Genomic DNA, 18,861 nt, shown 5'->3' on the forward strand with positions numbered 1-18,861 from the left:
ATTACATTCATGCGTGTATTCACGCAATTGTGTACTTCGGTTCGGGCGTCCGGGGGTCAGGCTTGGACGAGCAATCCGGTGGCGAACATGATGCCCAGGCCGAGGATGATGCCGGCGCTGGCCAGTGGGGTGAGTATCTTCCCGGCCCGGTCCTTCATTAGGGGCAGGATCTTGATGGCGACCTGGCCGACAGCGCCGGCCCCGAGCCCCAGGAGGAAGGCCGAGAGCGCGGGCTGGTTGACAGTGGCGCCGATGAGGGCGCCGGCGATGGCTGGGGCGCCTGCGATCAGGCCGAGGACAGCGAGCCATCCCAGTCGCGGCGGTTCCTTGGCCAGCGGTGTGACGATGGCCAGGCCTTCGGTGGTGTTGTGGATCGCGAAACCCACGATCAGGGTGGCGCCGAGCGCCAGGGAGCCGACGGCGTAGGCCGAGCCGATGGCCAGCCCTTCGCCGAGGTTGTGCAGGCCGATGCCGATCGCGATGAGCAAGGCCAACCGCCGGGGAGGCAGGGCGGCAGGTTTTCCGGTGCTGCTGAGGTCCTGGTGGCGGCGCATCCAGGCATCGGTGCCTTCGAGGACAAGGTATGCGGTGAGGGCTCCAAGGAACACCACCATGGGTCCACCGAAAGCGCCGCTTCCGGCCACGAGTTCCATGCCTTCAAGGGTGGCATCGATGGCCAGGAAGGCCAGGAGCCCGACGGTGACACCGAGCAGGAGCCTGATCCAGGCGGTCGAGGAGCGGCGGATGAACGGCATCCACAGCATGCCCAGGGCCACGGGGATTACCCCGACATAAATGCCGAGCAGCGTCATCAGCCCGAAGAACGGGGTGCCGCGCTCGGGGCTGGGCGCCGCGGCGTCGATGGCGGCTGGGATTTTGCCGCCGATGGAGGTCACGAGGGCGATCTCGTACGGGTCCCCTTCCACCCAGTGGTAGCTGATCGTCAGCGTGGTGGCTTCCAGGGGTGCCATGGTTTCACGGGTTTGGGTGAAAGCGGCGTAGTAGTCCGAGACGTTGACCTGGGCGATGGCGACAGGGTCGGGGCCCTCGTTGCGGGCGGTGATCTGGATCTGGCCGGGCAGGAAGCGGACGTCTTCGACGGCGACTTCTTCCTTGGGCGGGATGCCTTCGGATAACTTCGCCAGCCCTGGTCCGTTCAGCAACGCGAACACTGCCATCAGTACGGCGATGAGGATCAGGGGTCCGAGGCCGAGCAGCCAAGCGGGCGTCGAGGGGCGGCGAGTTTCAGGTGACGCGGGTGTTGGGGTCGTGGTTTTTTCTTCGGTACTCATCATGCCCTCACCTCGAAGAAGCCCATCCATCCGAGTTCGGCGAACTCGGTTTTATGGGCGTGGAACATGAACTTGCCGGGGTAGGGGAACCGGATTTCCACGATGCCGCGCTGGCCTTGGACCTGGGAGATGGTGTCCGTGAATTCGCTCGGCGTGAGCATGGTTCCGGTGGGGTAGTAGTGGAAGAAGTTTCCGTGCACGTGGAAGGAATTGATGGGGTCGTACTCGAGCACGTTGATCAGGTGGATGCGTACCAGGGCGTTCTGCTTGACCTGCACGGGGTAGTCCATGAAGTGGAAGGGCAGGCCGTTGACGGAGTAGAACTCGTTGTCGTCCCCGCCGTCGGTGTTGTAGCCGTTCATCACCATGACCATCTCGTCATCCGCGGGAGGGCGACCCTCCTTGGGTTCGATGATGAACCCGCCGTAGAGGCCTTTGGCGATGTGCGGAGCCAGCGGGGACTGGTGGCAGTGGTAGAGGTGGGTCCCGAACGGGGTGGCGTCGAACTCGTACGTGAAACTTTGACCGGGCGCGATCGAACCGGCGCCGATACCCGGGGTGCCGTCCATTTCGGCCCGGTGGACTCCATGGAAATGCATGGTGTGCGGGTGTGCGCCGGCGTTGGTGAAATGGATCTTCAGCACGTCGCCTTCCCGTGCCCAGAGCGTAGGGCCGGGGATCCTGCCGTTGTAGCTCCACCCCGGGAAGGTCACGCCGGGAGCGATTTCGAAGTCCTTGTCCACGGCCACGATGTCCCACTCGCGCAGTGTCCGACCGTCCGGGAGGGTGCTGGTTTTTCCGCGGTCGAAGTCGTGGAGGATGGCGGTGGGGTCGATGCCGGCGCGGTCCGGCGGGACGGAACCGCCCGCGAAGCCGGTATGGCCGGCGTGGTTCATCGATGCTGCTGCGGCCGTGGGGGCCTTGGCTTTGCTCTGGCCGCCGCTGGAGGGTCCGGGGGTCGCGTCCTGGCCGGGTGCGCCGTGGCCGGCATGTTGTCCAGGGTCATTGGCCTGGGCGGGCACGGGAGTCAGTGCCGAGAACGCCGGCACAGCGGCGAGGGCTGCGGCGCCGGAGAGCATAGACCGCCTGCTGAGCAGTTTCTCCAGGCTGAATTTCGGCACACCGGCTCCTAGGTTTCAACGTTGAAAACAATAATGTTCGTTAAGCCTAACATTTTGTGGGTGGGCAAAGTAGTATGAAGCAATGCTCGTAACTGACTTGTCCACCTCGGCCCAGGATTACTTGAAGCTGATCTGGTCCGCCACGGAATGGTCCGCAGACCCGATTACCGTTAGCGGAATGGCTGAGCGCCTTGGGGTCAGGCCGCCCACGGTGTCGGACGGAATCAAAAAACTGGCGGCGCAGAAACTGGTGACGCACGCTCCGTACGGCAGCATCGAGCTCACGGATGAGGGCCGGAAACACGCTGTCGCCATGGTCCGCAGGCACCGGCTGCTGGAGACATTCCTCGTACAGGTTCTCGGCTACGGCTGGGACGAGGTCCACGACGAGGCCGAAATCCTTGAGCACGCTGTCTCGGACAAACTCATTGAACGCATCGACCAGCACTTGGGCCATCCCACCCGTGACCCGCACGGTGACCCGATACCGTCTCCCGCCGGGCAGCAGCACCAGCCGGCCGCAACCCAGCTCTCAGCCGCACCAGCAGGCAGCACCGTGGCCGTCGCGCGCATTTCCGACGCCGACCCCGACATGCTGCGCTACTTCACCGAACTCGGCCTCTCACCGGACACGGAACTGTCCGTTCAGGAGCACCGACACTACGCCGATCTGACCACCATCCGCCTTCACGGCCACGACCAGACCATCGACTTGGGCGCCTCAGCATCGGCTGCCATCTGGGTTGTGCCGCTGAACGCTGCCCACAGCGGCCCCGGCTGAGACCAGCAGCCCACGGCGTCGGCAATGGACGGCGTAGAGGTTTAGCGGCGCGATCGGTTCCGGGCAGGTCAGCCCGACGGTAGTGGTCTGCGGTGCGCTTAAGCTGTGCCGCCAGGGAATGCTTGACGGTAACGGGTGGCGTCCAGTCTCAAGGCCAGTGCCGCGAGATCCTGTTGCGGACGTCGCCGGCACTCCGGTGCGGTCGGCGACGTCGGACATCCGCAACGTCTCCATCCTGCCCACGGTAAACCTTGGGTCGGCCCTCTTATTAGGCGGGCTGCGGGCGTCGTTCCCTGTTTACGATCGTTGGCAGGAACCGGACGTAGAGCACCATGCCGATCAGTTCCACCAGGGTTTGTGTCACTACAACGAGCGCGGCCAGGGCCAAATGGCCGGGCAGGGCCAGTGCCAGGGGAAGGACAACGAGGGAGTTGCGGGTCGCGCCGCTGAAGACGACGGCGCGGGTGGCGGCCACGTCAAGGTCGGCGGGCTTGGCCGCGAGCATGCCCAGCGGCACCATGATCAGCAGGAATGCTGCATAGATTGGCACGACGGAGAGCAGGGAGCCGAGTTCCTGGCCGACGCCTACGATCTGGGAACCGACAACAACAGCCAGGGTCGCCATCATGAGCGGCACCATCAACGCTTGCATGACTGTCATCACGGCCCTGCCCACTGCTGCTTTCCGGGCCAGGGCCTGTGTCACCGCCGCAGCGGCCAGCGGAATGATGATCAGCACGATGAGGGCTTCAACAAACGGTGCGGGGTCGATGGACGATACCAAGTCGGGGCCGCCAAAGAGCAGCAGGTAAATCGGGAGTAGGAGCATCTGGGCCAGCATCAGTACCGGTGCGGCCGCGAGAACCCGGTCACTGGCTCCGCCAGCGAGTCCGCTGAAGACGATGACGTAGTCGATGCAGGGCGTGAGGAGCACCAGAAGGACCCCGACGAGCAAGGCTTGGTCCCCGGCGATGAACCGGGTCAGGGCAAACACCACCAGAGGAACGATGACGAAGTTCAACACCAGCACGGTGGCCAGGAAGCGGAAGTCCTTGGCGGCCTTGCTGATAGAGGCGAAAGGGATCCCCAAGAATGTCGCAAATAGCAACAGCCCGAGCACGGGGTTGATGGAATGCTCCAACCCGGGGGAGAGATCCGGTGCCAGGAAACCGACGCCGCCGCCGATGACGATTGCCACCAGGTAGAGGCCAATCTGATGTTCGTCCATCCGCGCGACGAGGTTTCTGATCTTCACTCTTGCAATGCTAAGCGCGACGGTCCGACGCCAAGAAGCGACCGGAGCTATTCGGTGGAGAGCGACGGGGAGGTCCGCCAGGAGGCTTCACACTTCAGGTGTGGAGGTTGCCGGGGGAGTCTGGTTGGGGTGGTGAGGGTTCCTAGGTGCTGGTGGCGTCCTGTACTTCGCCGACGAGTTCTTCGATGATGTCCTCCAGGAACAGCACCCCGGTGGTGTCTCCGGCGGTGTCGAAGACCCGGGCCACGTGGGCGCCGCTGCGGCGCATGGTGGCCAAAGCGTCCTCGAGTTCGCTGCCGCTGTAGGCTGAGGCGAGTTTGCGGATCCTTTTGGCCGGCACCGGTTGGGTGAACTTTTCCTGTGTTGTGAGGTCCATGACGTCTTTGAGGTGCAGATACCCGGTGGGTAAGCCGTGGTCGTCGGTGAGGATGTAGCGGGAGTAGCCGTGCTCGGCGACCGCGCGCTGGATGTCTGCCGGCGTCGAAGTGGCAGGCAGCAGAACCATCTCACTAATGGGCACTTCAACGTCCGCGACCGTTTTGGCCGTGAACTGGAAGGCCGCGGTCAGGGTGCCGCTTGTGTCACTGAGCATGCCGTCACGGGTGGACTGTTCCACGATGTTCGCCACTTCGTCGAGAGTGTAGGCGCTGGTGGCTTCGTCCTTCGGTTCCACTCTGAACAGGCGCAGGATGGAGTTCGCGATCCCGTTCAGGGTCCAGATCACCGGCTTGAAAATCCGGGCGACCATCACCAGGGGCGGTGCCAGAATCAACGCTGCCCGGGTCGGCACGGAAAAGGAGATGTTCTTCGGAACCATCTCACCGATGACCACGTGAAGGAAGGTCACCAGCAGCAGCGCTGCTATGAAGGCAATGACGCCGATGGCTTCACCTGACAGGGACGTGAGTCCGAGCGGAATTTCCAACAGGTGGTGGATGGCAGGCTCGGATACATTCAGGATCACCAGCGAACTGACTGTGATACCCAGCTGACTGGTCGCCAGCATCAGCGTTGCATGCTCCATGGCCCACAGCGTGGTTTTAGCCGCCTTACTGCCGGACTCCGCCTTCGGTTCGATCTGGGATCGGCGGGCCGAGATGACGGCGAATTCGGCGCCAACGAAGAAGGCGTTCACTACAAGGAGCACCGCCAGCCAAATGATGCCGGGAAGGTATTCACTCATGGTTCAGCTCCTGGGTGAGGTTATCGACGATGCGGTCGTGAGGACTCTTGGGCGGTTCCTGTGACTCATCCGGGGTAAAGCGGATCCGTTCCACGTGGGTTCCGACCACGCGTTCTACCCGCAACGTTCCACCCGTGACTGCCACTTCATCCCCGAGTTCGGGGATGCGGTCCAACTCGTCCGTGACGAATCCGGCCACCGTGTCGTACTCCTCCCCGTCAGGAACGGCAATCCCTGTCCTGTCCAAAAGCTCATCAGGCCGCAGGGAGGCATCGAAGGTGATTGCTCGGCCGGTCCTCACCACTCCCACGCGGGCGCGGTCGTGCTCGTCTTCCAGTTCACCAACGATTTCCTCAACGAGATCCTCGAGGGTGACGATGCCGGCGGTACCGCCATGCTCGTCGGAGACAATCGCTACCTGCAGGCCTTGTTTGCGGAGCAGGCCCAGCAGCGAATCGACACCCATGGATTCCGGTACCCGCAAGGGCGCGATCATCAGCTCCGCGGCTGTGACCTGGTCGCGTTGATCCAGGGCGACGGCGAAGGCCTGCTTTACGTGTAGGACGCCGAGGACCTCGTCACGGTCCCGGCCGATGACCGGGAAGCGTGAGTAGCCGGTCGACGTGGCGAGGGTAACAATGCTCTCGGCGGTGTCGGTGGTGCTCACTGCGGTCATCCGCACACGGGGTGTCATGACATCCGCGGCGGAGTGTTCGGAGAACCGCAGAGTCCGGTGCAGTAAGACGGCGTGGTCCTGATCCAGGGAGCCTTCGAGCGCGGACCGGCGCACCAAGGAACTGAGCTCTTCGGCGCTACGGGCGCCGGAAAGTTCTTCCTTCGGTTCGATTCCGAACGAACGGATGATGCTGTTCGCGGTGTTGTTGAACAGCAGGATCACAGGTTTGAACACGGCAGTGAACAGTGCTTGGAAGGGCACAACGATCTTGGCTGTGGCCAGTGGCAGGGCAAGGGCGAAGTTTTTGGGAACGAGCTCGCCGATCACCATGGAGAAGATGGTGGCCAGGAAGATGCCGGCGACTGCGCCGATTCCTGGAACCACGGGCGCGGGAAGGCCCACAGCCAGCAGGGGCCCGCTGAGCATCTTGCTGATGGCCGGCTCGAACGTGTAACCGGTCAGCAGAGTGGTTAGGGTGATGCCCAGCTGCGCGCCGGACAGATGCGTCGAGGTGATCTTCAGGGCCTTGATGGTGGGTGCTAGCCGCTTTTCACCGCGGGCTTGGCGCGCCTCAAGGTCATTGCGGTCCAGATTGACCAGCGCGAACTCCGAGGCAACAAAGAAACCTGTACCGACCGTCAGGATGAGGCCGATGCCGAGCATGATCCATTCATTCATTCGGGCGCCCCTCTCCCGTGATGGCCGGCGTGCCGGTCAGAAGGTCGAGGGGCCAGGGCATATGTGAAGGAGGGTCATCCATAGTGCCAATCATTCTACGGTTTTCCTGATTCTGCGGAGTCCTTCTGCGCCGTAGGCAGAAAAAGGACGACAACGCTCCTGCGGGGGATTGTCCGCGCAAGCCTTTGCCAATCTGAAACGTGAAGTCTCAGCGATTGTTCCTTCGGACGATGAAGAATGCCCGTCTTTGGATCGTCAGCGCGCTTTGGCAGCTGAACATCGCGGACTGCCAGACCCGAAGTGAATAGTTTGACTGCGCTAGGCGAGGTCCTGGCAGCAAGGCGTGGATTGCAGTCCTAGCACTAAGCATCTCTCGTGGATCCGCGCGAATATCTAACATGCATAGTCGTCACACACGAGGAAGATCGCAGGAAACAGCATGCCGTTCATTCACTCCTGCGCGAAAACGGCGGTTTCCGGGCAAAACACGTTACGCCGCGACACGCCGTAACGCGCGTGCTCAAAACCGTTGCACGAAACCAGAATTGATCGGAACCGGGCAGGTAGGTTTATGAGCCGAGAGGAGCTAACAATGAGCACTATCGGCTATGCCAGGGTTTCGACCCGTGACCAGAACCCGGACTACCAGAAACACGAGCTGCTGCAAGCTGGCGCGGAGCGGGTGTTTGTCGATCACGGTGACTCCAGCCGTGTCAGAGACAGGCCTCAGTGGCTTGCTTGTCTGGACTACATGCGTGCCGGTGACACGCTCCTGGTCCACAGGCTTGACCGGGTATCGGGGGAGTGGCACCTATTCCAGATCATCTCGGATCTTGGTGAGCGGGACATCAACATCCGTTCATTGACAGAGCCGGCCATCGACACGACCACTCCCATGGGCAGGGCGTTCTACGGCATCGTCGCCGTCTTCGCTCAGCTGCGCATCGATACCATCCGTGAAAACACCATGGCAGGTCTGGCCCACGCCCGATCCCAAGGCCGCGTTGGCGGCCGCCCCACGGTCATGACGCCGGAACGAGTTGAGGCGGCATTGCTGCTGCGGGAAGAAAACAAAAACATCCAGCAAATAGCTAAGGCTCTCGGCGTAGGCCGAATGTCCGTATCCCGTGCCCTGGCCAAGTTCGAGGGCGGGTCCTCATGAAAAGATTCGTCGTTGGGATCACTCTGGCAATCTCCGCGTGGGTCTGCGCCGGGATCTACCTGATCCTCGCCGCTCAAGCCTTCGGGAAGGCGGCAGCCCAAGGAAACGCAGCATTCCTGGGCGAAGGAGCCTACTTGCTTGGACTTGGCGTCGTGAGCTGGGCAGTGCTGCTCTTCCTGGGGAGCCTGTTCGGGATCCGGCTCCCCAGACTTATGAGAAAGAAGAACCGATGAGCCGTATCGAAACCGTATACGTGGTGAGTGAGCCACAGCCGACTGTTGAGGAATCCGTAAAGCAGCTGGCCCAACGCCTCGACAAGAACCTCCAAGACCTTGTGACAGTGTTCCAAGAGGCGGGAGACCAATTGTGGAGCGCCGAACCGGCCTCACACACCGTTACGCCGGTCCCCGCTGTGGAACGTCGCCCGGTGGGGATTATTGGCCATGAAAACGTCCAAGTCACGCACTACATCGCTTCCGCCCTGGTCATGGTCTCGTTTCAGAAGCGACTGGACTAACTGACCATGGACACGGCAGAACGGTTTTGGTCCAAAGTCGTCAAAGGGCCATCTCCCGAAGACTGCTGGCTGTGGAGCGCGGCCGTCTCAGATGACGGGTACGGCAGGTTCACACTCAATGCCGAGGGCCGAACGGTAGCCGTGCGGCCCCACCGCTTTGCTTTCCACCTGCTGCACGGCACCAAGATGGACGCGTTTGGCCCCCTCATGCACACCTGCGACGTTCCGATTTGTGTCCGCGCAACCGCTGATGCCTTCACGCACCTGGTGGAAGGAACCAACCGCAGTAACATGCTCGACAGGTTAGCGAAGGGCAGGGACGCGAACGGAAGTTCTTTCCGCTGGCGAGGACTGGCTAGGGCGCAGTTCGCAGCACGTTCTGTTGCCCTGAGAGACGAAGTCCGCGCCCACGGCTGGACAAGACCCCCAGCGCGTAGCCGCCCTTCTTGCCGGCCTCGATCCCGACGCACCAACGCTCTTCTAAGGCGAGATGCCTTCGGCCATGCTGTTGGGATGAACCGAATTGTCGGACTCCGCGGGGAGCCCCTGCGATACAACCACGTGCATGAGTGGGTTCAGCTGCCAACAGTTACGCCTTTCGGGAATCTCACTGCGAAGACTTTTCATCTGGTCAGCCGGCTCATTCACGCAAACCGACGGCTTGAGGAGACCGAGAAGGCGTGGGCTAAAGTCCTCACCCAAACCGCCCCTGATATGGACGATTGGTATACGCAGCATCATTTGGGCGCAGATGAGGTGGTGGTTCATCTCCGGCGCGTGGCGGATGAGCTCATCGGCCTTCTATGGTTGCTGCGCATGCGCTCCAGTTGTGGCGAATGGCCGCAACAGATCCGTCGTGACTCCATTGGCAGGGCACAGCATCGTAACGGCAAGTGGTTCCTTCCCATGCTCGAACCGCACGATTGGCTGCTGCGAACCCTTAATGACATGTCGAACGCACAGAAGCATTCGTTCCTTAATTCCGGGGCCCAAGGAGTGGGAGCAACGGAACCTTATGCATTTGCGCGCGGACTCAAGGAAAACAAGCTCTCCAACGGTGTGACAGACTACGCCGTTCCCCTGAGTGCCCTGGTGGGTGCATTTAACAGCTTCTACCAGGACGTCATGGCGGAGCTGAAGAGGTTTGCCGGGAAAGTTTGAAGCAAACCAATCTGTAGCTGGAACTCATTGCGGATCCGTTGCTCCGGCTTTGCCGCGTTTTGACGTCAATCCTTTCACTGACGCTGGAGGACGGTGTCTCGGGGGCGCCAGTCTCACAAGCGGAATTCGATCGTCTGGGCTTTCCGCCGGTGGCTAGGCAGCCGGGAAGAATTAGCAGCTAGAAGAGCGTCATGAGGCGAGGGCTACTGGCGTTCGGTGTGTCTTCTTTAGGGCTCGCCGAGCGCGGTGCTGATCAGGGCTTTGAGGGTGCCTTTCTCGGCCAGGCCCAGGACGCGGGCGGCGACTTTGCCGTCTTTGTCTACGACAAGGGTTGTTGGTACGGCCCGTGGGGGCACGTGGTCGGCGAGGGCCAGCAGGATCCCGCCGTCTGAGTCGTGGAAGCTGGGGTAGGTGGTGCCGAAGGTCCGTTCGAACGCTGCGGCGGTCGCTGCGGTGTCACGGACGTTGATGCCGTAGAACTGGACGCCGTCGCTCTTGAATTCCTGGTGTAGGGCTTCCAGATCCGGGGCCTCTGTGCGGCAGGGTGCGCAGGCGGCGTACCAAACGTTCAGGACGGTGACGTTGCCTTGCCACTGGGCGGAGTCGACTGTTGTGCCGTCGTAAAGCTTGCCGGTCATCGTCAGCGCAGCAGCGCGGGAACCGGGGGCGTATTCGGAGACGGATCCGTCCCCGGCGATATAGTTTTTGTTGTCCCCGGCTTTGGCTTGGGCGGCAAGGGTATCGGGGGCGGCGCACCCGGTCAGCAGCAGGGCCGCGGACGCTGCACCCAGCAGGAGGTTCCGCCGTCCCGGCAGGGGAGGTACGGGTGCGTTCTGGTGGTTGTTCATGTTTGGCTTCTTCCGTCAGACGGGGGTGGTGATCGTGGCGGCGAGGTTCTGTATCTGGTAGATCCAGAGCATCCAGATCCCGGAGACCATCAGGATTCCGACGAGGATCAAGAGAGAACCGCCGATGATGTTGAAGGCGCGGATGTGCCGGCGGATGAACCCGAGGGTTTTCGTTACCCAGTTCAGGCCCACGGCGACCAGCACGAAGGGGATCCCAAGCCCCATGCAGTACAAGAATCCCAGCAAGGCCCCGCGCCAGGGATCTCCGGTGGTGGTGCTCAGTGCCAGGACGGCGCTGAGCGTGGGGCCCATGCAGGGCGTCCACCCCAGTCCGAACACGATCCCCAGGACCGGGGCGCCGGCGGCACCGGTTCTGGGGGTGAAGGAAAGCTTCCGGGTGGTTTGCAGGAAGGAGAAGCCGCCGACCAAGACCAAGCCCATGAACACCACGAAGACCCCCAGGACCCGGATCAGGATGTCTTGCCATTGCAGCAGCCACCCTCCCATCACCCCGAACGCGGCCCCGTACAGAGTAAAGACAGCGGCGAAGCCGAGGATGAACAGACCTACGCCGGTGAGGACCCGCCGCCGGTTATCCGGCCTGGTCGGGTCCGTCAGGCCCGAGACATAGCCCAAGTATCCGGGCACCAAAGGCAGAATGCACGGTGAAATGAACGAGACAGTCCCGGCAATCATGGCCAGCGGCATGGCAACCAGCAACGCCCCGGACTGCACCATCTCGGCGAAATACCCGCCAATGCTCAACGCTGTTTCCTCGATTCCTGCCAAAAAAATTGCGGCCTCGTCAGAACGACAATTCCCCGCGCCCTAGAGAGAGAAGGCCGGACTCAGGGTCCTGCGTGCCACTCGAAACCGTACGGGAACTTGCCGATAACATCCAAATATTGCGCTATCATCGTCATATGACGATTGAATTGGGTGGTTCCGACGACGCTTGCGCTCCCTTGGATCCCGCGGCCGCTTTGTTTCATTCCCTCAGCGATCCCACCCGCCTGGGCCTGGTGAAGCGCATGGCCCAGGGAGAAGTGAGAGTGGGGGAGCTTGCTGCTGAGCTGGGTTTAGCTCAGTCCACGGTGTCCGCCCATGTTGCTTGCCTGCGGGATTGCGGCCTGGTTGAGGGCCGCGCCCAGGGCCGCAGCGTCTATTACTCGCTGTCCCGTCCGGAGTTGATGGACATGCTTGCCCAGGCCGAGGTCCTGCTTGCCGCGACGGGCAACGCGGTCAGCTTGTGCCCGAACTACGGCACCGGAAGCACCGGTTCGGAACTGACAAACGTTGAACTGACGAAGGAGAACACCCGATGAGCGACGCCTGCGGCTGCAGCGACGACAAGCCCGAAACCGCGGCCGAAGAGGCCGAGGAAGCGGTCGGGTTATGGCAAATCAACGAGATCCGGGCCGCCGCGGTCGCTGGTGTACTGCTCCTGACCGGCTGGATCCTGTCCCTGACCGGGGGCCCGGAGTGGCTGCGCCTGGTCCTGGAGATCGGTGCCCTGCTGGTCGCTGGCTGGACCTTTGTTCCCTCCACCCTCCGGCGCCTGGTCAAAGGAAAGATCGGCGTCGGCACCCTGATGACGATCGCCGCCGCCGGCGCTGTCGCGTTGGGCGAGTACGAGGAAGCGGCCATGCTCGCGTTCCTCTACTCCATTTCCGAGGGTCTTGAGGAATACTCTCTGGCCAAAACCCGCCGCGGTCTCCGCGCCCTGCTGGATCTTGTCCCCGCCGAAGCGCGGGTCCTGCGCGGCGGGACCGAGGTCACCGTGGACCCAGCCGAACTCGTCCCCGGGGACCGGATGATTGTCCGCCCGGGCGAACGGCTGGCCACCGACGGCCGAATCATCACCGGCCGCACCTCCCTGGACACCTCAGCCCTTACCGGTGAATCCGTCCCCGTGGAGGCCGGTCCCGGCAGCGATGTCTATGCCGGGTCCATCAACGGAACCGGGCCACTGGAAGTCGAAGTCACCAGCACCGCCGAGAACAACTCCCTGGCCCGCATCGTGCACATCGTCGAAGCCGAACAGTCCCGCAAGGGACCCGGCCAGCGGCTGGCGGACAACATCGCCAAAAAGCTCGTCCCCGGAATCCTCATCGCCGCGGCCCTGATCATCGTCTTCGGCTTCATCGTCGGAGAACCGCTGCTGTGGTTCGAACGCGCCCTGGTCGTCCTGGTCGCCGCATCACCGTGTGCCTTGGCGATCTCCGTCCCGGTCACCGTTGTGGCCTCCGTCGGTGCGGCAAGCCGCATCGGCGTGCTCATCAAGGGTGGGGGAGCACTGGAAACCCTCGGCAAAATCCGCACCATCGCCCTGGACAAGACCGGCACCCTGACCCGGAACAAGCCCGAAGTCATCGACGTCGCCGCAACCGGGACCGCTACCCGCGAAGAAGTCCTCGCCCTCGCAGCCGGACTGGAAGCCCGCAGCGAACACCCCCTCGCCCGCGCCATCCTTGCCGCATCCCCTGCCCGGGCCGAGATCACCGACGTGGACACCGTCCCCGGCGCCGGCCTGGAAGGCCTTTTCGAGGGTAAAACCGTCCGTCTGGGCCGCCCGGGCTGGATCAACCCCGGTTCCCTTGCCGGGGAAGTCGAGCGGATGCAAATGGCAGGTGCCACCGCTGTCCTGATCGAGTCCGCCGGCGAGGTCATCGGTGCCGTCGCAGTGCGCGACGAGCTTCGTCCCGAAGCCCGGGACGTCATTGCCCGCCTCAGCGCCTCCGGGTACACCACGGCCATGCTCACCGGGGATAACACCATCACCGCCAACGCGTTGGGCAAGGACGCCGGCATCACCGAAGTCCACGCCGACCTCCGCCCCGAAGACAAGGCCGAGATCATCCGGGCCCTGAAGTCCCGCCAGCCCACCGCCATGGTCGGCGACGGCGTCAACGACGCCCCTGCCCTTGCCACCGCTGACACCGGAATCGCGATGGGAGCGATGGGCACCGACGTCGCGATTGAAACCGCTGACATCGCCCTGATGGGCGAGGACCTGAACCACCTGCCCCAGGTCCTGGACCACGCCCGCAGGACCCGGTCCATCATGCTCCAGAACGTCGGCCTGTCCCTGCTGCTGATCGCCATCCTGATCCCGCTGGCCCTGTTCGGGCTGCTGGGACTGGCAGCGGTTGTCCTGATCCACGAACTCGCCGAAATCGTCGTGATCGGCAACGGCGTCCGCGCCGGCCGGATCAGCCGCAAAAGCACCCTCGCGGCGGCCAAAACCACGCCGGCTTTGGAACCGGCAGCGTGAGCGTCCCGTCCCCGGCCCATCCCGCCGGAACGACATCGGTGATCGGGAAAGCGCGGCGGATCAAGATCACGCTGCTCATCACGGCAGCCGTGCTCGCCGTAGCTGACCTGGTCATCAAGGCCCTGGCCGAAGCCACGCTTTCCAACGGCGCCACGATAGATCTGGGTCTGGTGAACCTGAAGCTGCTCTACAACACCGGGGTCGCATTCAGCCTCGGCGCCGACCTTGCCCCATGGCTGGTGATCGCCGCGACCGCGGCGATCATCCTGGCCATGACTTGGTACGCGGTCTCCACAGCCCCCAGTATGTCAGCCCTTTCGCGGGCTGGTGCTGCCATGGTGGTGGGCGGCGGGGCCGGGAACCTCGTGGACCGACTCGATGGGCGCGGCGTCGTGGACTACCTGCACAGCGGCTGGTTCCCCACCTTCAACCTCGCCGACGTGTTCGTCACCGTCGGCGTGGTCCTGTACGTTCTGGGCACCTTGCTCGGATCCAAAAAACAGCAAAAGGCGTAAGCGGCACACGAACACTTCCAACGCTCTCCTAATACCCGGAAGGGACTCCCCATGTTCGCGACGATCCTGGCAGCGGCTGGCATGTTCGCCGCCACGAACATAGATGACATCGTGGTACTGACAGCGCTTTTCCTGGCCTCCAGCAAAGGCACGCCCCGCCCTTGGCACATCATCGGCGGGCAGTACACAGGATTCATCACCCTCGTAGGGCTGAGCCTTCTGGCCGCCCTGGGTTTGACCATAGTCCCCGACGAATGGGTCGGGCTCCTGGGCATCCTCCCCCTGGCCTTGGGCATCGTGGGCCTCATCAGGGGCCTGAAAAAAGACGGCGATGATGATGAGAACAGGCTCACCGAAGGGCTTGGCCTGGTCGGAATCGCCGGCATCACCATCGCCAACGGCGCGGACAACATCGCCATCTACACGCCAGTGTTCCGAACCATGGCCCCGTCCGACACCGCCATCACCGTCATCGTCTTCCTGGCCTTGGTCGCGCTCTGGTGCGCCCTGGGCAAAATCATCGGCACCCACCACAAAGTCGTCGAAACCCTGGAAAAAGTCGAGCACTGGCTCGTCCCCACAGTCTTCATCGGGCTCGGTCTGACCATCCTCCTCGGATCAGGATCCCTGCAACGACTGATAAACCTCTGGATCTGACTAGGCCAGCCGAACACGGCGACGCCACATCGAACACTCCACCTTCCAGATAGGACCCGCCGCCCACCGCGACCAGGAAAGCATCCACCACTGATGACACAGGCACCACCGAAACCCCAACCGCCCGCCGTCGACACCGCCAAGAAAGTCCGCTTGGTTATCTGGATTCTGGTAGGGGCCGTGGTTGCCGCCGGAGCGATCTGGTTCGCCGTGCTCACCGCCACCAAACCGGCACCCAGCACCGTCTCGCCCGAAGGTGGGCCGCAACTGGTCCGGGAGGACAGCCACCGCATCACCACACCGGCAGCCGAGAAGGCCCAGCTGGTGGAGTTCCTGGACTTCGAATGCGAAGCCTGTCGCGCCGCCTACCCGCTAGTGGAGGACCTGAAAAAGGAATACGGCGACAGGATCACCTTCGTTCAACGCTACTTCCCGTTGCCGGGACACCGGAACTCCGGCACGTCCGCCCTCGCCGTTGAAGCGGCAGCCCAGCAGGGCAAATACGAGCAAATGGCTGCCAAAATGTTCGAAACCCAGCCGCAGTGGGGCGAAAAGACAGATTCCCAAGCCACGGTGTTCCGCAGCTACGCCGAGGAAGTGGGCCTCGACATGGCCAGATACGACGCCGCTGTCGCCGACGAAGCAACACGCGAACGGATCCGCAAGGACGCCACCGACGGCACCGCACTCGGTGTCACCGGAACACCGACTTTCTTCCTCAACGGCGAAAAACTGACCCTGAACACCGAGGAACAATTCCGCCAGCTCCTCGAGGACACCGCCAAATAACCACGGCTGCGACTCATCACCTGTCGCTCGGTCCGGACTGATATTGCCCCTGAGGCGTTGGCGGTTTACTGCCTGCACACTTTGGGGGCGGCAGCGGGGATGGCCCCTGCTGCCGTGCAGCGGCTCGTCGGGATCACCATGACCGGACTACGGCCGGAGGTTCAGCAGCCCGCCATGTGATTCAGGCGAGGGTGGAAAGCAGGTTCGCGCAGCCGGTCTCGCAGCGCCGGCAGGCCTCCGCACAGATTTTGCAGTGTTCGTGCATGTCGGCGTGCTGCTCGCATTCTTCGGCGCAAACAGCGCAGGCGGTCCGGCAGGCTTCGAGCATCGCCCGGACAATGTCTGTGTTGGTGCCGGTTTGGCGGCTGAGGATAGTGCCTGTGGCCCCACAGATATCGGTACAGTCCAGGTCGGTGCGGATACAGGTGGTCAGTTCGGCGACCATGTCTTCACCAAGACAGGCGTCGGCGCAGGAACTGCACACTTGGGCGCATTCAAAGCAGGCCGCGATACATTCGGCCAGTTTCTCCTTGTCCATGCCGCCCGCGGCTCCTGGGTGGGAATTGATCATCGCGCTGATGTGGTGGGTCATTGCCAGCTCCTGTCCGGGATGGGCGTGAAGGCCGGTGGACCCGGCCATCACGCCCACCCTAGACCTGGTCCATGCAGCCCGCCAGATGCCATTCCTCGGCTTGGTTGCAGGTGGTCATCGGTTCAGACTGCGTCCATGGGGCGGAAATTTGTGCCGCCGTCCGTGGACACAACGATCCCGTCGGGAGTGGCGGCCCAGATCCAGGGTTTCCCATCTGCGCCCTTGAGTGCTGCTATGGCCATCACCTCACCATCGATCCGGCCCTGCTTTGTCCAGCTCGCCCCGCCGTCTGCCGAATAGTAGGTGGTCCCGTCAGGGGCGACCCCGGCTGCTTCGTCGGGGTTGGCGAAGGCGGCGTATTGGATCACCGGCCCGGACTTGTCGAGCGACCAGGTGGCTCCGCCGTCGGTGGAGCGCTGAATCCCTTCAGTGGTGGTGCCCAGTACTGTGTCGCTGTCCGGGTGGCCGGCCAGGACTGCCGGTGCGAACCCGGCGGCCGCGGTGTTCCAGGTTTGACCGTCTGCGCTTTGTCGTAGTTCACCGTCGTACGCGACGATCCCGGTTTTGGTGGCGGTCATGGCGTGGAAGTCGGACTGGCCTTGCCGTGAGACTTTCTCCCAGCTCTGTCCTCCGTCGGAGGACTTGAGGAGCCCGAGTGGGTTGGGCAGATCCGAACCTGGGCCGGGGTGCCCGGAGGCGTAGAAGACGCCGTCCTTCCCGGCAGTGAAGCCCATCAGGTCGTTCGTGCCACCGATTTTGGTGGCGGGTTCTTTGGTGACGTCGAAGAGCCCGTCGTGGGTGGCCAGGAGTACCTGGCTGGTGTCGGGGTTCACGGTCAAGCCGTGGACGTGGCTGCTGGGCAGGGCCTTGTCGCTTGGTTCGCTCTGTGGCCCCGTGGTTGTGGGTGGGCTGGTCGGGGTGCAGGCTGTCAGGGCAAGGATCAGCGCTGCGCCGGACAGAAGGACGCGGCGTCGCGCCGCGGGAGTGAAGGTATGCATGAGAGAGCTCCAAGGGGTGAAAAGGGAATGCGGAAGGGAGGGCAGGCCCCGCGTGATTGGTGCGGGGCCTGTCCCGTAAGGGAGTGGCTAGAGGCTGGCCAGCAGTGTCTGCATTTCCTTGATTTCGGTTTCCTGGGCGCTGACGATGTCCTTGCTCAGCTGGAGAGCTGCGGGGTCTTTGCCGTCCGTGGTCTCGGTCCTGGCCATGGTCACGGCGCCCTCGTGGTGAGCGATCATCTGGCTCAGGAACAGTTTCGCAGCTTCCACACCTTGGGCAGCTTCCAGCTTGGTCATGTCCTCGGCGCCCATCATTCCGTCCATGCTGTGCCCGGTGGGCATCTGGGTCGATTCACCCCAGCTCTGCAACCAGCCGGTCATCTTCTCGATCTCCGGTCCCTGCGCGTCCTTGATGCGGGTAGCCAGGGCGGTGACCTCGGCGGGGATGTCCTGCTTCTTAAGGATCATGTCGCTCATCTGCACAGCTTGGGCGTGGTGCGGAATCATCATCTGGGCAAACATCACGTCAGCGGAGTTATGAGTCCCGGCCGAGGCCGGGGTTGACGGGCTGGACGAGCTGCTGCCGTGGTCCATACCAGGCATGGAGGTCGCTGAGGAGCCGGAACTGCCGGAGGAACCGCAGCCCGCGAGGGTGATCACCGCGGCGACGGCAGTAGCTGCGAGAGGTAAAAACTTCTTTGTGTTCATCACTTTCAGGTCCTTCAAAGTTTTTTTCGGGGACGCAAAGGCGTCCATAAAAAGGGGGAGCCATCAAAGATGCGCCGGAAGGGCAGGTTCACTTCCGAGTCGCAAGGAATGCCCCCGGTTTCAGGCCGGGCGACTCCGCGCGTCTATGTTCTGCTGATGGAAAGCTCACCCGGTGAAGGACTGCCGGGACGGTAGGGCCACTGGTTCCAGACCCGTGTGGTGGAGGCCTGCGACTGGGCCGCCAACGAGGGCGTCTCGGCGGGCACCGGCGCAGCAAGGACACTGGCTGCCGTGGAGGGGGTACAGGCCGCGCTCATGGAATGCTCGCTGGAGCAGTTCCCTGAGCATGAGCATTGAGCCGGGGAGGCTGGGCCGTTGGTGGCAGGTAACTCCTGTAGGGAACCGGACCCGGATGATGTGGGCTGGTGTCCGGCGTGCGTGGAAGTGACAGGAGCCGGCGCGGCCAGGGCCGGCAGGTCTCCGGGAATCGTGGCGCTCGAGTGCGCTGAGTGAGTCCCGGTCATGACGTGCATGCCCAGGATTCCGGTGATGATGGCCAGGACCGCGGCCAGCAGTGTCGCCGTGAGGAGGGCGGATCCGGCGAATGTGCGTTGTGCGGCCATGCTGGCCTCCCTCCCTGCGTACTGGTTCCTTTAA

At 63.1% G+C, this 18,861-nt stretch carries 21 protein-coding genes; 10 read left to right on the top strand and 11 right to left on the bottom strand.

Annotated features, from left to right (window positions below; all coding sequences use genetic code 11):
- Positions 1 to 56 precede the first annotated feature (56 nt).
- Positions 57 to 1,295, bottom strand: a complete 1,239-nt coding sequence (locus ARUE_RS22000; RefSeq protein WP_014923404.1) for a ZIP family metal transporter — start codon at positions 1,293 to 1,295, stop codon at positions 57 to 59.
- Positions 1,292 to 2,371 carry a multicopper oxidase domain-containing protein gene (locus ARUE_RS22005; RefSeq protein ID WP_014923405.1) on the bottom strand — a complete coding sequence of 360 codons (1,080 nt, stop codon included), beginning with the start codon at positions 2,369 to 2,371 and terminating at the stop codon, positions 1,292 to 1,294. Before ARUE_RS22005 ends, ARUE_RS22000 begins: the two co-directional genes overlap by 4 nt.
- 124 nt (positions 2,372 to 2,495) lie before the next feature.
- Between ARUE_RS22005 and ARUE_RS22010 the strand changes: the two genes are divergently transcribed.
- Positions 2,496 to 3,194: a metal-dependent transcriptional regulator gene (locus ARUE_RS22010; RefSeq protein WP_014923406.1), complete on the top strand. Its 699-nt coding sequence runs from the start codon at positions 2,496 to 2,498 to the stop codon at positions 3,192 to 3,194.
- Between the two features lie 268 nt (positions 3,195 to 3,462).
- Here ARUE_RS22010 and ARUE_RS22015 read toward each other — a convergent pair whose 3' ends face one another.
- The 3 genes from ARUE_RS22015 to ARUE_RS22025 all read right to left on the bottom strand — a co-directional run bounded on the left by ARUE_RS22015 (position 3,463) and on the right by ARUE_RS22025 (position 6,986).
- Entirely contained in the window at positions 3,463 to 4,422 is a 960-nt protein-coding gene (locus tag ARUE_RS22015) for an arsenic resistance protein (protein ID WP_014923407.1), read from the bottom strand.
- A gap of 169 nt (positions 4,423 to 4,591) precedes the next feature.
- Positions 4,592 to 5,632, bottom strand: a complete 1,041-nt coding sequence (locus tag ARUE_RS22020; RefSeq protein WP_014923408.1) for a hemolysin family protein — start codon at positions 5,630 to 5,632, stop codon at positions 4,592 to 4,594.
- Positions 5,625 to 6,986 carry a hemolysin family protein gene (locus tag ARUE_RS22025; protein WP_014923409.1) on the bottom strand — a complete coding sequence of 454 codons (1,362 nt, stop codon included), beginning with the start codon at positions 6,984 to 6,986 and terminating at the stop codon, positions 5,625 to 5,627. The genes ARUE_RS22020 and ARUE_RS22025 overlap by 8 nt, the downstream gene beginning before the upstream one ends.
- Positions 6,987 to 7,578: 592 nt before the next feature.
- Between ARUE_RS22025 and ARUE_RS22030 the strand changes: the two genes are divergently transcribed.
- The 4 genes from ARUE_RS22030 to ARUE_RS24285 all read left to right on the top strand — a co-directional run bounded on the left by ARUE_RS22030 (position 7,579) and on the right by ARUE_RS24285 (position 9,826).
- Positions 7,579 to 8,148 carry a recombinase family protein gene (locus tag ARUE_RS22030; RefSeq protein ID WP_014923410.1) on the top strand — a complete coding sequence of 190 codons (570 nt, stop codon included), beginning with the start codon at positions 7,579 to 7,581 and terminating at the stop codon, positions 8,146 to 8,148.
- Entirely contained in the window at positions 8,145 to 8,381 is a 237-nt protein-coding gene (locus ARUE_RS22035) for a hypothetical protein (RefSeq protein WP_014923411.1), read from the top strand. The genes ARUE_RS22030 and ARUE_RS22035 overlap by 4 nt, the downstream gene beginning before the upstream one ends.
- A complete protein-coding gene (locus ARUE_RS22040) occupies positions 8,378 to 8,665 on the top strand; it encodes a hypothetical protein (RefSeq protein ID WP_014923412.1) in 288 nt (95 codons plus the stop codon). Before ARUE_RS22035 ends, ARUE_RS22040 begins: the two co-directional genes overlap by 4 nt.
- A 513-nt stretch (positions 8,666 to 9,178) precedes the next feature.
- Positions 9,179 to 9,826: a hypothetical protein gene (locus tag ARUE_RS24285; protein WP_043471854.1), complete on the top strand. Its 648-nt coding sequence runs from the start codon at positions 9,179 to 9,181 to the stop codon at positions 9,824 to 9,826.
- 227 nt (positions 9,827 to 10,053) lie between these two features.
- Here the strand turns inward: ARUE_RS24285 and ARUE_RS22055 are convergent, their stop codons facing one another.
- Entirely contained in the window at positions 10,054 to 10,674 is a 621-nt protein-coding gene (locus tag ARUE_RS22055; RefSeq protein WP_014923414.1) for a TlpA family protein disulfide reductase, read from the bottom strand.
- Between the two features lie 15 nt (positions 10,675 to 10,689).
- Entirely contained in the window at positions 10,690 to 11,439 is a 750-nt protein-coding gene (locus ARUE_RS22060) for a cytochrome c biogenesis CcdA family protein (RefSeq protein WP_043471857.1), read from the bottom strand.
- A 158-nt stretch (positions 11,440 to 11,597) separates the two neighbouring features.
- Here ARUE_RS22060 and ARUE_RS22065 point away from each other — a divergent pair, with 158 nt between their 5' ends.
- From ARUE_RS22065 to ARUE_RS22085, 5 genes are all read left to right on the top strand, one after another.
- A complete protein-coding gene (locus ARUE_RS22065; protein ID WP_014923416.1) occupies positions 11,598 to 11,999 on the top strand; it encodes an ArsR/SmtB family transcription factor in 402 nt (133 codons plus the stop codon).
- Positions 11,996 to 13,948: a heavy metal translocating P-type ATPase gene (locus ARUE_RS22070; protein WP_014923417.1), complete on the top strand. Its 1,953-nt coding sequence runs from the start codon at positions 11,996 to 11,998 to the stop codon at positions 13,946 to 13,948. The genes ARUE_RS22065 and ARUE_RS22070 overlap by 4 nt, the downstream gene beginning before the upstream one ends.
- A complete protein-coding gene (lspA, locus tag ARUE_RS22075) occupies positions 13,945 to 14,463 on the top strand; it encodes a signal peptidase II (protein ID WP_286140403.1) in 519 nt (172 codons plus the stop codon). The genes ARUE_RS22070 and lspA overlap by 4 nt, the downstream gene beginning before the upstream one ends.
- 51 nt (positions 14,464 to 14,514) lie before the next feature.
- Positions 14,515 to 15,120, top strand: coding sequence for a cadmium resistance transporter (locus ARUE_RS22080; RefSeq protein WP_014923419.1), 606 nt, complete (start codon positions 14,515 to 14,517; stop codon positions 15,118 to 15,120).
- Positions 15,121 to 15,213: 93 nt separating this feature from the next.
- Positions 15,214 to 15,909 carry a DsbA family protein gene (locus ARUE_RS22085; protein ID WP_014923420.1) on the top strand — a complete coding sequence of 232 codons (696 nt, stop codon included), beginning with the start codon at positions 15,214 to 15,216 and terminating at the stop codon, positions 15,907 to 15,909.
- A 181-nt stretch (positions 15,910 to 16,090) separates the two neighbouring features.
- On the opposite strand, the gene ARUE_RS22090 is transcribed toward ARUE_RS22085, so the two are convergent.
- The 4 genes from ARUE_RS22090 to ARUE_RS22105 all read right to left on the bottom strand — a co-directional run bounded on the left by ARUE_RS22090 (position 16,091) and on the right by ARUE_RS22105 (position 18,827).
- Complete coding sequence (locus tag ARUE_RS22090; protein ID WP_043471969.1) at positions 16,091 to 16,501, bottom strand: four-helix bundle copper-binding protein; 411 nt, start codon at positions 16,499 to 16,501, stop codon at positions 16,091 to 16,093.
- Positions 16,502 to 16,623: 122 nt separating this feature from the next.
- The gene (locus ARUE_RS22095) at positions 16,624 to 17,499 is read right to left on the bottom strand and encodes a F510_1955 family glycosylhydrolase (RefSeq protein WP_014923422.1); all 876 of its coding nucleotides are present in this window, start codon (positions 17,497 to 17,499) and stop codon (positions 16,624 to 16,626) included.
- A gap of 87 nt (positions 17,500 to 17,586) precedes the next feature.
- A complete protein-coding gene (locus tag ARUE_RS22100; RefSeq protein WP_162486275.1) occupies positions 17,587 to 18,204 on the bottom strand; it encodes a DUF305 domain-containing protein in 618 nt (205 codons plus the stop codon).
- Between the two features lie 143 nt (positions 18,205 to 18,347).
- Positions 18,348 to 18,827 carry a hypothetical protein gene (locus tag ARUE_RS22105; RefSeq protein WP_043471860.1) on the bottom strand — a complete coding sequence of 160 codons (480 nt, stop codon included), beginning with the start codon at positions 18,825 to 18,827 and terminating at the stop codon, positions 18,348 to 18,350.
- Positions 18,828 to 18,861: the final 34 nt, after the last annotated feature.

The sequence above is a fragment of the Arthrobacter sp. Rue61a genome (genome assembly GCF_000294695.2).
Taxonomy (GTDB): Bacteria; Actinomycetota; Actinomycetes; order Actinomycetales; family Micrococcaceae; genus Arthrobacter; species Arthrobacter aurescens_A.